General features: G+C 42.3%; 11 protein-coding genes. 10 read left to right on the top strand and 1 reads right to left on the bottom strand.

What is annotated here, in order from left to right; all coding sequences use genetic code 11:
- Positions 1-26: 26 nt before the first annotated feature.
- From MHM98_RS18795 to MHM98_RS10805, 7 genes are read left to right on the top strand one after another with little or no spacing between them, the layout of a single operon-like run.
- The gene (locus tag MHM98_RS18795) at positions 27-2,345 is read left to right on the top strand and encodes a methyl-accepting chemotaxis protein (protein WP_275441521.1); all 2,319 of its coding nucleotides are present in this window, start codon (positions 27-29) and stop codon (positions 2,343-2,345) included.
- Between the two features lie 9 nt (positions 2,346-2,354).
- Positions 2,355-3,230, top strand: a complete 876-nt coding sequence (locus tag MHM98_RS10830; protein ID WP_239439287.1) for a CheR family methyltransferase — start codon at positions 2,355-2,357, stop codon at positions 3,228-3,230.
- Positions 3,231-3,232: 2 nt separating this feature from the next.
- Positions 3,233-3,871 carry a chemoreceptor glutamine deamidase CheD gene (locus tag MHM98_RS10825; RefSeq protein WP_239439286.1) on the top strand — a complete coding sequence of 213 codons (639 nt, stop codon included), beginning with the start codon at positions 3,233-3,235 and terminating at the stop codon, positions 3,869-3,871.
- 15 nt (positions 3,872-3,886) lie between these two features.
- On the top strand, positions 3,887-4,966 hold the full coding sequence (locus MHM98_RS10820) for a chemotaxis response regulator protein-glutamate methylesterase (protein WP_239439285.1): 1,080 nt from the start codon (positions 3,887-3,889) through the stop codon (positions 4,964-4,966).
- A complete protein-coding gene (locus MHM98_RS10815) occupies positions 4,953-6,209 on the top strand; it encodes a methyl-accepting chemotaxis protein (RefSeq protein WP_239439284.1) in 1,257 nt (418 codons plus the stop codon). The genes MHM98_RS10820 and MHM98_RS10815 overlap by 14 nt, the downstream gene beginning before the upstream one ends.
- 28 nt (positions 6,210-6,237) lie before the next feature.
- The gene (locus MHM98_RS10810; protein WP_239439283.1) at positions 6,238-6,546 is read left to right on the top strand and encodes an STAS domain-containing protein; all 309 of its coding nucleotides are present in this window, start codon (positions 6,238-6,240) and stop codon (positions 6,544-6,546) included.
- A gap of 36 nt (positions 6,547-6,582) precedes the next feature.
- Positions 6,583-8,277, top strand: coding sequence for a fused response regulator/phosphatase (locus MHM98_RS10805; RefSeq protein ID WP_239439282.1), 1,695 nt, complete (start codon positions 6,583-6,585; stop codon positions 8,275-8,277).
- Between the two features lie 53 nt (positions 8,278-8,330).
- Here MHM98_RS10805 and MHM98_RS10800 read toward each other — a convergent pair whose 3' ends face one another.
- Positions 8,331-8,831 (bottom strand): chemotaxis protein CheW, encoded by a 501-nt coding sequence (locus MHM98_RS10800; protein WP_239439281.1) that lies wholly within the window; start codon positions 8,829-8,831, stop codon positions 8,331-8,333.
- Between the two features lie 251 nt (positions 8,832-9,082).
- Here MHM98_RS10800 and MHM98_RS10795 point away from each other — a divergent pair, with 251 nt between their 5' ends.
- From MHM98_RS10795 to MHM98_RS10785, 3 genes are read left to right on the top strand one after another with little or no spacing between them, the layout of a single operon-like run.
- Positions 9,083-9,451, top strand: a complete 369-nt coding sequence (locus MHM98_RS10795) for a response regulator (protein ID WP_239439280.1) — start codon at positions 9,083-9,085, stop codon at positions 9,449-9,451.
- Complete coding sequence (locus MHM98_RS10790) at positions 9,451-10,074, top strand: chemotaxis protein CheC (protein WP_239439279.1); 624 nt, start codon at positions 9,451-9,453, stop codon at positions 10,072-10,074. Before MHM98_RS10795 ends, MHM98_RS10790 begins: the two co-directional genes overlap by 1 nt.
- Positions 10,075-10,091: 17 nt before the next feature.
- Complete coding sequence (locus MHM98_RS10785) at positions 10,092-12,176, top strand: bifunctional diguanylate cyclase/phosphodiesterase (protein WP_239439278.1); 2,085 nt, start codon at positions 10,092-10,094, stop codon at positions 12,174-12,176.
- Positions 12,177-12,196 lie beyond the last annotated feature (20 nt).

Below are 12,196 nucleotides of genomic sequence, written 5' to 3'. Positions count from 1 at the left end.
GGACACCTTGTTCGAGGAGAACAACAATGAGGAATAATACTCCTGTAACAGACCGCCGCGTTCCGCTGGTACCTGGTCAAGATTTAGTTACTAAGACGGACCTACAAGGTCGTATTACCTACGTTAACCCCGCTTTCATTGAAATCAGTGGATTCACCGAGCAAGAACTCGTTGGAGAACATCATAATATTGTCCGTCATCCCGACATGCCGCAGGCCGCTTTTAAAAATATGTGGTCGACGTTAGAAATGGGCCGACCTTGGGTTGGGATGGTAAAAAATCGCTGTAAAAATGGTGATTACTATTGGGTTAAAGCAAATGTAACGCCGCTTTCTAAAGCTGGCAGGGTTGAGGAGTATATGTCGGTACGTTCAACACCGACCGAACAAGAGATCTCTGAAGCAGAGCGTTTGTACGCACAATTAAATCGCAATGAAGCGCAATTACCTGAGCCAGCGAGCATTCGTGCAAACGTGTTCAAGGCAACGTTTAACAAATGGCTATATAGTAGTTTAGTGGTGTCGGCGTTAATAAGTGTGCCGCTGTTCTTTACATCGGTGGCAGCGCTTGATTTTATCGGGCCTTTAGTCGGTATGGGAATCTTGGCGTTTGGCGCCAACAAAGTATTTCGAGAGTCGGTGCTACCGGGGATTAATAATTCTATTGAGGAGCTACGAAAAATCACCGAAGGGGATTACTCTCGCGATATTCCGGTAACCCAAGAAGGCGAAGCCGGCGAGTTGATGCGTATGGTTAAATCGATTCAAATCAAATTGGGTTTTGAAGTAAATGATGCGAAACAGAAGGCACAACGTGCAGAGCGCGTTAAGGTGGCGTTAGATAATGTTACCTCAAGTGTGATGATGGCAGATAATAACGGCAATATTATTTATGTTAATGATGCCGTTGAAGAAATGTTTAGCGACGCGCAAGATGATATTTGTGCCCGTTTACCAGCATTTGACGCCAATGCTTTATTAGGGCAAAACATCGCAATGTTTGACATTGAAGAAGGTCATAGCAAGTCATTGTTAGAAGCGCTACAACAGCCATTTAAGTCTCAACTAGCTATTGGCAATCGCCGTTTTGAGTTGATTGCTGCACCTGTGGTTGAAGACGATGGCACCCGTCTTGGCTCAGTAGTTGAATGGAGCGATGTAACGCAACAATTAGCGGCTCAAGCAGATGTAGAAAAAATTATCCAAGATGCTTCAATTGGTATTTTAGACTCTCGTTTAAACACTGAACGTTATAGCGGTTTTATTGGCAATGTCGCTCGTGGCATGAATGAAATGTTAGACGCAATTGTCGAGCCGATTGGTGAAGTAAAACGCGTAGTCTCTGACTTATCAAAAGGTAATCTCAATTCACGTATGGAAGGTGATTTTAAGGGGGAGTTCAGTGAACTAGATAACTCTTTGCAAGTTGCCATGGTAAAACTGGAAGAGATTGTTGGTGAAATTCGCTCCAATTCAGGTTCAATAGCTGCAGGTGCTGAAGAGATCTCGAAAGGAAATACAACGTTAAGTACACGTACTGAAGCGCAAGCGGCAAGCCTCGAAGAAACCGCAGCAAGTATGGAGCAGATGACTGCGACGGTGAAGCAAAACGCTGATAATGCTTCGCAAGCCAATACGCTAGCAGAAAATGCTAAAATACTTGCCGAAAAAGGCGGTGAAATTTCTGAGAAAGTTGTCCACTCGATGAGTGAGATCAGTAGTTCTAGTACCCAAATCTCTGAAATCATTGGCGTAATTGATGAAATTGCTTTCCAAACTAATCTACTGGCTCTAAACGCCGCTGTTGAAGCAGCAAGAGCAGGCGAACAAGGTCGCGGTTTCGCGGTTGTTGCCGCAGAAGTGCGTAATCTTGCACAGCGCAGTGCTAGTGCCGCTAAAGAAATTAAAGGCTTGATTAGCGACAGCGTTTCTAAAGTCGAAGAGGGCGGACGTTTTGTCGATGAATCAGGCAAAGCGTTAACTGAAATCGTTACCGCAATTCATGAGGTATCAAGTATTGTCAACGAAATTGCGATGGCCAGTAAAGAGCAGGCAACAGGTATTGATCAAGTTAATGTTGCGATTAACGATATGGATGAGGGCACGCAACAAAATGCTGCGCTAGTTGAAGAAGTTGCAGCAGCGTCAGAAGGGATGGAAGAGCAAGCGGTTCAGCTGCGTCAATTGGTGCGCTTCTTCTCAGTTGGCGATAAATCGAGTCAGTCAGCACCATCCGCCGCACCGCAACTTATTGAACGGGCTGAGCCTAAAGTGCAGAGTCAAAGTACGCCAGCTAATACTATGCCATCAGCGAGCGAAGCTGATATGGAATGGGAAGAGTTTTAAGGATAATTTATGGATCCAGTTGAACTTGGGCAAGGAAAAGGAATTTCCACTTACAGCGATACAGATCGCGAGCGGGAATTTCCCTACCAGCAAGCGGACTTTGAACATGTCCGCCAAAAAATCTATAACCATGCGGGAATTTCCTTAGCAGATCACAAAAAAGATCTGGTATATAACCGCTTGGTACGGCGCTTACGCGCTTTGAAACTCGATTCATTCAAGAGTTATATCGATTATCTCGATAGTTCTCCCGCCGAAATGTCGCAATTTGTAAACGCGATGACTACCAATCTCACATCATTTTATCGCGAATCTCATCATTTCGAATATCTCAGTGACACCTATATTCCTCAATTGGCAAAAGATGGACAGCGCAGCTTGCGTATATGGTCGTCAGCCTGCTCTATTGGGGAAGAGCCCTATAGTATTGCCATTAGCTTACTTGAGGCTGGAATTGACCCAAGTGTTTGGGACATAAAGATTTATGCGACCGATATCGATACTGATGTGTTGGCGACAGCAAAAGCGGGTATTTATAACATTGATCGCGTCGACGGTTTATCACTGGCACGCAAGAAGCTAGGTTTTCTCCGTGGTAAAGGTGCCCATAGTGACAAAGTGATGGTAAAGCCTGAACTTAAAGCGATGATGGCTTTTGATTATTGTAATTTAATGGAAAATTGGCACATACAAGAAAAACTCGATGTGATTTTTTGCCGTAATGTGATGATTTATTTTGATAAAGAAACTCAGACGCGATTACTCAATCGCATGACGAGTTTGCTTAAACCCGGTGGCATGTTGTTTATTGGTCATTCTGAATCCCCTGCAAGGTCGATGAAAGACTACCAATTGCTCGGTAGAACAATGTATCAGAAGCGATAACTATGACCACACAGATAAAAGAAAATAAAGTGGCTGCGCCGATCCATTCGTTACCGCAATATCCAGAGTTTCGACACATACGTCAGTTTTGGATGCCAAAGCGGCAGCGGGTTGCGGTAAAGGTTGTGGCTGGTGATTACTATGTCACTGAGCAAGATGAAGTTATCTGCACTGTGCTTGGTTCCTGTGTATCAACCTGCATTCGCGATACCAAAACTGGCATTGGTGGGATCAATCATTTTTTATTACCAGACAGTGATTGTGACATTTTATCTTCGTCGAATCGTTACGGCGTTTTTGCCATGGAACAGTTAATTAACGCCATTATTAAATATGGTGGTCGTCGCGAAAACTTCGAAATTAAGATTGTTGGTGGTGGCAATATGATGGCAGGTGTTAATGATATTGGTCAGCGCAATATTGCATTTGTGAAGCAGTTTTTAGACACCGAAGGATTGGCGGTCAGCGCGATGGATGTCGGTGGTGTACAGGCGAGAAGAATTCAATATATCGCTAAAACAGGGCAGTTGATGGTACAAAAACTCAAGGAAGGCAGTAACGCCCGCACTATGGCGCTTGAGCTTGAAAGTCAACGCAGTATTCAAAAACAAACAGACGACGATGTTGAGTTGTTTGATTAGATAAGGCGAAAAATCGTGATTAGAGTGCTGATAGTTGATGATTCAAAACTGGTTAGAGAGATACTCAGTGAGGTTATCACTGGATTTTCTGATATAGAGGTTGTTGGCGCAGCCAAAGATGCTTATGAAGCCCGCGCGATGATCAAAGAGCTAGATCCCGACGTATTAACACTAGATGTTGAAATGCCGAAAATGGACGGTATTACATTCCTCAAAAATGTAATGCGCTTGCGGCCTATGCCGGTTGTGATGCTGTCGACCCTGACCCAAGAGGGCGCTGATACCACTTTAGATGCATTAGCCTGTGGCGCGGTGGATTTTATCTCAAAGCCACGTTCTAGTGAGTTACTTGATGATTTAACGGATTTTAGTGAAGAGTTGTATCAAAAAATCAAACTGGCGGCGAAGGTGAATGTCAAACAGCGCAACCCAGTAACATCAAGGGAAAAACTGACATCTTCGCTTAATCTTTTGAACATGAAACATCAAATTATTGCGTTAGGTGCCTCGACGGGGGGGACTGAAGCTTTACGGGATGTATTGTCGATGTTGCCAAGCAATTCACCAGCGGTAGTGGTTACACAACACATCCCCGCGAGTTTTAGCAGTAGATTTGCTGTTCGTCTCGGCGAATATTGCCAAATGAAGGTGCATGAAGCGAAGGATGGGCAGTTAATCGAGCCTGGCAATATTTATGTCGCTCCCGGCTCTCACCATCTAGTGATTGAACAAGTTAATAATCATTATCGCTGTCGTCTGGATGATTCAGCGCCGTGTAACCGCCATAAGCCGTCTGTGGACATCATGTTTGAATCGCTTAGCCAGTTACCCACAGTAAACATTTATGCAGCACTGCTTACGGGCATGGGCAGCGATGGCGCGCAGGGCCTAAAAGCGCTTAAGGACAGTGGGCACTATACGGCTATTCAAAATAAGGCAACGAGCATGATCTGGGGCATGCCCGGTGCCGCATTTTTAATTGACGCTCACTGTAACGACTTACCACTGGCAGATATCGCGCCGACCTTATTAACCAAGGTGAGTGAACAGCTTAAACCGAATAAAATAAAGGGAGTAGCTGATGAATCGACATAGTAGATACATACTCATTGGTCAGATATTACTCATAGCCGCTATTGCGGGCTCAATTCTCATCGCTTGGCCGATATGGATTTCACTCGGCCTATGCCTAGTAATTGTGGGGCTGAGCGTTATCCAGTATCAGCAATTTCAAGCACAATTGAGCGAGGCTCGAGACAGTCATCCGATTAATGCTAATATTCCGAAGAAACAAAGAAGCCGCAGTAAAAGACGTGATGTTGACAATAAGTTAAGTGAAATGTTTGGGGAATTGGAACAAACATTTTCATGTGAGCGCCAAGTTATTGGTAACGAAATAACACGAACTTCCGGATTATTGAGTGAAGCCGTTGTCGGAATGAGTGACTCTTTTCACAACATGAAAGCCATTAGTGACCGCCAGCACCAGTTATTATCATCACTCGTTCATCAAAAATCAGAATCAGAAGAAGGTGAAGAAGAGCCGTTGGAAATTACCAGTCGAGATCCGAACGAATTATCGATGCACGAATTTTTAGATGAGTCTTCAAGGTTGACCAATGAGTTCGTCCAAGTTGTAGTAAATAATTCAAAACAAAGCTTAAAAACCTTAAGTCATATTGACAACATGGTGGAGCAAGTAGATAGTATTTTCAGCTTGTTACACAATGTTGAGGGATTGGCAAACCGAACGAATTTATTAGCGCTAAACGCAAGTATTGAAGCGGCGCGTGCTGGTGAAGTCGGCAGAGGTTTTGCCGTGGTGGCCGATGAAGTTAGATCCTTGTCGATTAGTTCTTCTGAGCTCAACGAACAAATTCGCGGTAAAATCAGTGGCGCTAAGATAACTATTGAGTCGCTGCGCAGTGGCGTAGAAGAAATGGCTTCGGCTGATATGTCGCAAACTTTTGAAACCCAATCAAAAATTAACGAAATGACTGGAAAAATGGGACTGATTAGCCGTAACATGGAAGAAAGTATTGTCGAGCTAACTGCAATGAGCGACGAAATGGACGTTGCCGTTGGTAATGCGGTGAGATCCTTGCAGTTTGAAGACATGACTTCGCAGGCGTTGGCGTCGATATCAACCAACATCGAGCAGTTCGACGCATTGAGTCAAGAGCTTCACGATGTTGGTAATAGCCAATCATCGATATATGAAAAAGTCGATAAAATAAATGCTGTTTGTCAAACAGTGAGAAAACATACCACCAGTATTGGTGAACACCGTACCGTGTCACAAGAGACCATGGACGAAGGTGAAATCGAGTTGTTTTAGCAACTAATATTAAATTTTAGGAGTAATTATGCCAATTGTTAGTTCAACATCTTCTAATAGTAAAGATGTATTGATTACGGTATCGGATCGTTTTGATTTTTCACAATACAAACTATTTAGAGAAAGTTATTGTGAATGTAACACCCCTGGCACAGAGTTTAGATTAGATTTAAGTAACGCCAATTATATGGACTCATCGGCGCTAGGTATGCTGTTGTTGCTAAAAGAACACGCTGACAAAATTAAGGGCAAGATTATTATTGAACGTCCAAACGATTCAATTAATAAGGTGTTAGAAATTGCTCAATTCCATCATTTAATGGAAATTGTTCGCTAAGCGAACCCAATGATGCTCGCTCAAAACAGGGACGTCTTGATTATTGACTCTAATCAAGACAACGTTGAACGCCTATCGCAGATCATTGGCGAGGAAGGTTTTCACGTATCGACAGCGCAAAATGGTATGCAAGGCTTGGTAAAATTCTACCAACATAAGCCTGACTTAGTACTCATTGATTTTCATGCAGAAGGTATGAGTGCTATCGAAACTTGCCGACAAATCAAGGCGCTGGCGAGTAATGTGTTTGTACCTGTTTTGATGATTTCGACCTACCTCAATGACGAACAAATCAGTACCTGTGTCGAAGCCGGAGCTGATGATATTGTTTTTCGTCCTTTCTCATTGGCGATTTTTAGATCGAAAATCTATGCAATGTTTCGCATTGCTAGTCTCTACAGTAAGCTATATACCCTAACCGCTGAGCGGCAAAATGACGAAGAGCTCGCAGAGCAGCTCTTTAGTACTGTGGTGGAAAAGGGCAATGTGGCCCAAGAGCACATAAATATTTTTAAACGCTCAGCAGAAACCTTTAGCGGTGATGTGCAGTTAACAGCGCTTTGCCCCAATGGTGATATTAATGTATTACTGGGTGACTTTACTGGTCATGGTTTGAGTTCGGCAATTGGTGCAATACCCTTGGCCGATACATTTCGGGCGATGACTGATAAAGGTTATTCGCCGATAGAAATTATCAAACAAATTAACCGTAAAATGCATCAATTACTGCCAACACATATGTTTTTGGCAATGACTATGGTCAGCTTGTCGGTTAACGAACAAATTGCCTACATTTGGAATGCAGGCATGGAAGATTCGTTTATCTTCGATTCTAAAACAGGCGAACTTCGACAACGTATTGGTTCATTTCATCCACCGCTAGGCATTTCTGCCAATCTATTACTAGATATTCGCCCCGAAGTTATTCCCCTGACCAAAGACGATCGCATTATTCTTTACAGTGATGGTATTGTTGAAGCACGTAATGCCCAAGGTGATTTTTTCGGTGAGCAGCGTTTAATCGAGGCGACACAGCAGGGCTTTGTCGATAACGATGTCAAAGGCCATATCATTGCTGCGCTGGAAGTTTTTTGTGAAGATTTACCTCAAGATGATGATATTTCGTTAGTAGACATCAATTGTGATGTGTCTGTTTATCAAATGCTTAATCTACAAGCTGAAACAGATAAAGAGGCCATTTTAAATAGTGGTTATGAGGCGGAACAAGCCGGAAGTTGGTCTTGGCAAATGGCGTTAACGGGTGAAAAGCTTGCTACCGTAAATCCTATACCAATTATTATCAATCAAATTACCGAAATGGAAGGGCCTGGCGATCAATGGCATGGCCTCTATACCGTGTTAACAGAACTTTATGTCAACGCGCTAGATCATGGTGTGTTAGATCTCGATTCGAGTTTAAAGAGCTCTCCAGAGGGATTTGCCCAGTATTTTCAAAAGAAAGAAGAGCGCTTGGCTGATCTAGGCAAGGGTTATATTAAAATTAAGCTCGAATATACGGGGACAGAGCAAGGTGGAACGCTTGATATAATGATGATTGACTCTGGAACCGGCTTTGAATTTACCCCTTGGGTCGAAGAGCACGACGAAATAGAATTAGCTCAGAATGAATTTAGTGGTCGAGGTATCAAACTGGTTACTGAGTTATGTCAAAAGCTTAGTTACCATGAAGATGGCAGCGCTGTAAAAGCCATTTATACTTGGAATAAATAACCCTAATTCAGGTTACGTAGTCCGTTGCGACGCTGATTTTGATAAAAAAGACGTTAAATTGCCGCTTTTAATTCGTTGAGCTGACCTTCTGTGAGCAATTTATTGACGTCTAATAGCAAGACTAAACGCTCGTCAACTTCCACCAATCCTTCGATGTATTCGACGTCGATAAAGCCACCTACAGTCGGTTTTTCTCTTATCTCATTGTTGTCTACAGCATGTGTGTCAGAGACTGCATCTACCACTATACCTATCACACTTTGCTCTTCGCCAGAGGAAATATTGAGTAATATGACAACTGTAGTCGGTCCATAAGGAATGGGCTCGAGACCAAATTTTTCTCGTAAATCAATGATGGGAACAATGTTTCCTCGCAGATGCAGTACGCCTTTGACGTAATTAGCAATGCCTGGAATAGTTGTGATATTGCTCCATTCCCTGATCTCATTAACCATCAGTATATTAACGCCGAACTCTTCGTTATTTAGGGAAAAAGTGAGGATTTGCTCAGTATTAGACTGCATCCAGTTGCTGTGATTTGTATCCATATTCATACTGCGAGTTCCATAAAATTGTGACGGGTATACTTGCGAAAAGCATTAAATCTATTGAAGCACGAAATCGAGATAAATCTCAACATTTAGTATTGTTTTTATCAAAATTTTCTGTCTATTATATTAATTAAATCCTCCTCAAGGGGAGCTAAACCATGCTCAAGGAACTAGGCCACTAGTTTTGATAAGCGGTAAGTCGGTTGGTCAGTAATCGGCTCATTCAAAGAATGTGAGTCTCAAAGGAGAGAGAAATGGCAAAGCCAAAATCAGTTTTAGTTGTCGATGATAGTCGCTTAACCCGCATGATGATCGTTAAGATGATCAAAACTCACCACAGCGATTGGTCTATTAGCGAAGCAGCCACAGCAAAAGAAGCACTTGAGCGGGTAGATAGTGCATCTTTTGACTACATTTCCCTCGACCATAACATGCCTGATGGCACTGGTTACGATATTCTTCCTAAAATTAATGAATTACAGCCACATGCCCACATTGGGATTTTTACAGCCAATATTCAAGCTGTTGTCAAACAGCGATTCGAAGATTTAGGGGCGACGTTCTATGGTAAGCCGATTAATGAAGAAATGATCCTTAAGTTTACCGCGGATGGAGGCTTGTAATGACATCAGATATCTTTACCGAAGATTATTGCGATACGTTATGCGAACTGTTCAATATTGGTATGGGCAGGGCCGCAGTTTCATTTAGCGAAATGATGGGGGATGAGGTGTTACTCACCGTTCCTTCGTTAAAGGCGGTGGATTTTAACACGGCACTTGAGCTATTTCAGTGTATTTCTCCTGGCCATGTTAATGCCGTTGAGCAGTGTTTTGACGGTCAGTTCTCCGGTAACGCATTTTTGTTTTTTAATGATGAGTCAAGCTTGGAATTAGTGCGCAGTATTTTAGGCGAGGGCAATTGGGGAAGTGAACTTGGAGAGTTAGAGCAAGAAGCACTAAAAGAAGTGTCGAATATTATTCTAAATGCCTGTTTTGGCTGTATTGCCGATGTGCTCGAATGTGAGCTAACTAGCAGTGTACCTGAGTTAATTTCTGGCGATATTGGTGATGTATTTGATGTTGAGCGGATGCATATCGGCGAAGAGCCTATGGTCTTAACACTATCAATGTCATTTAGCTTGACTAGCAAAGAGGTTAAAGGACAGGTGAGCCTTATAATGGCAAGTGAGTCCATAAAACGCCTTATTACCGAACTAGAGCGGTTTTCGACGCTTTACGTATAAACTGGAGCTAACGGACTATGCAAAAGTTACTCTCGGATATTGTTTTTGATAACACTAACTGCGGACTGTTAGTGATAGATGGCTCTGGTTCTATTATCGATGTAAATCAATGGTTTGTTAAGCATTCTAAAAAAGATGAGTCGTCTCTCATTGGCACAAATTTATTTGATTGTTTTGAATTAAATAATGAAATTACAATAAAAAGGGCCATAGAACATGCAACATCCTATGGTATGTCATCTATTCTCTCTAGCGCATTGCATCCAAGGTTATTCCCGCTTTATACAAAATCTCATAAAAAAGACACGTTGATGGAGCAAACCTGTTATGTTAAATCCGTTAGTTTTGACAATCGACGTTATGCACTATTTCAAGTTCAAGATGTCACCGATTCGGTCAATCGCGAGAAATTGCTGCGCAATCGCACGCAAGAGTTATCTATCTTTTCACTCGCAGTGCGTCATAGTCCTAGTGCCGTAGTTATTACCGATGCCCTAGGCATTATTGAATACGTCAATCCGAAATTTTCTGAAATCACCGATTTTGAAAGTTATGACTGCATCGGTCGCCCTTATTTTAGTCTTGGTCGCTTGTCCTCAAATGAATCTATAGAAGAGAATATTTGGCGCATGCTTGAACAACATCGTGAATGGGTTGGCGAACGTTGTAATTTGAAGAAAGGCGGTGAAAAGTATTGGGCCAACGAGCATATTTATCCGTTGATAGATAGAAATAATGTAATTACCCATTATGTGGCCATGCAAGATGATGTGACTCAGTTTCGCAATATGTCACGAAAATTTAGTTATCAAGCGGCGCACGATTCTTTAACTGGCCTAATAAATCGACAAGAATTTGAAAGTATTTTACGTACAACGGTGGAGGATAATGAACAGGGGGATGAAACACATGTATTGTGTTTTATCGATATCGACCAATTCAAACTTATCAATGATACTTGTGGCCACGTAGCAGGCGACGAATTGCTTAGACAAATCTCAGTACTTTTTAATCGACATTGTGCATCAAGCGATACTTTAGCTCGTATTGGCGGAGATGAGTTCGCATTGTTACTTATCGCCACAGATGTCTCTCAAGCAAAGCTAATTTGTGAAATGCTCATTAAATTGGTAGAGGACTTTCGTTTTCGCTGGAATGAACACGTTTTTAAACTCGGTATTAGTATTGGTGTCACGGAAATCACACGACATCACAACAATTATGTTGAAGCACTAAAACAGGTAGATAGCGCATGTTATGCGGCAAAAGAAGCTGGGCGCAATCGCTATCATGTCTATCAAGAAGACGATAAGGTACTAGCACAGCGCAAGGACGATACTTATTGGGCTACTAAGATTAACGGTGCTTTAGAAAATGATCGCTTAGCATTGTTCGCCCAGCCAATAGTGCCATTGCAAACTCATGATAAAATTAGCTATGAAATTCTAGTGCGAATGATCGATGAGTCTGGCAACTTGATACCGCCGGGCTTATTTTTACCCGCCGCAGAGCGTTTTGATTTATCGCACCGCATTGATAAATGGGTTATTGACAATACCCTTGCATGGCTATGTCAGCATCACGATGACATTAATCACATTGACCATATTTCCATTAACCTTTCTGGCTTGTCACTTAGTAACGAAATGTTATTGCAACACATCATTAGCGCTATAAAAGCCAATAAGGTGGAAGCGTCAAAGTTATCATTTGAAATCACCGAAACCGCCGCCATTGCCAATTTGACGCACGCAAAGCTCTTTATTAGCGCGTTAAACGCTTACGGTTGTAAATTCGCACTCGATGATTTTGGTAGTGGCTTGTCGTCTTTTGCTTATTTGAAAAACCTAAAAGTCGATATGTTAAAGATTGATGGCATGTTTATTAAAGACATGCTCGAAGATCCTATTGACGAAGCGATGGTAAAATCGATTAACGACGTTGGCCAAGTAATGGGTATGGAAACTATTGCCGAGTTTGTTGAAAATGACGATATTCGCAAGCGATTAGAGGAAATGGGAATTAACTACGGCCAAGGTTATGGCTTAGGAAAGCCAGTTCCTATCGATGAAATAATTCATAGCACAGTGGAATTGGCTTAACACTTTCTGTTTAATTTCAG

The sequence above is a fragment of the Psychrobium sp. MM17-31 genome (assembly GCF_022347785.1).
Classification (GTDB): Bacteria; Pseudomonadota; Gammaproteobacteria; order Enterobacterales; family Psychrobiaceae; genus Psychrobium.
This window is presented reverse-complemented; position numbering and strand designations above follow the sequence as displayed.

Excerpts from the sequence above, each read along its gene's own strand:
- MHM98_RS18795 (WP_275441521.1), top strand. The coding sequence starts at position 27 with ATGAGGAATAATACTCCTGTAACAGACCGCCGCGTTCCGCTGGTACCT.
- MHM98_RS10830 (WP_239439287.1), top strand. The coding sequence starts at position 2,355 with ATGGATCCAGTTGAACTTGGGCAAGGAAAAGGAATTTCCACTTACAGC.
- MHM98_RS10825 (WP_239439286.1), top strand. The coding sequence starts at position 3,233 with ATGACCACACAGATAAAAGAAAATAAAGTGGCTGCGCCGATCCATTCG.
- MHM98_RS10815 (WP_239439284.1), top strand. The coding sequence starts at position 4,953 with ATGAATCGACATAGTAGATACATACTCATTGGTCAGATATTACTCATA.
- MHM98_RS10810 (WP_239439283.1), top strand. The coding sequence starts at position 6,238 with ATGCCAATTGTTAGTTCAACATCTTCTAATAGTAAAGATGTATTGATT.
- MHM98_RS10800 (WP_239439281.1), bottom strand. The coding sequence starts at position 8,831 with ATGAATATGGATACAAATCACAGCAACTGGATGCAGTCTAATACTGAG.
- MHM98_RS10795 (WP_239439280.1), top strand. The coding sequence starts at position 9,083 with ATGGCAAAGCCAAAATCAGTTTTAGTTGTCGATGATAGTCGCTTAACC.
- MHM98_RS10790 (WP_239439279.1), top strand. The coding sequence starts at position 9,451 with ATGACATCAGATATCTTTACCGAAGATTATTGCGATACGTTATGCGAA.
- MHM98_RS10785 (WP_239439278.1), top strand. The coding sequence starts at position 10,092 with ATGCAAAAGTTACTCTCGGATATTGTTTTTGATAACACTAACTGCGGA.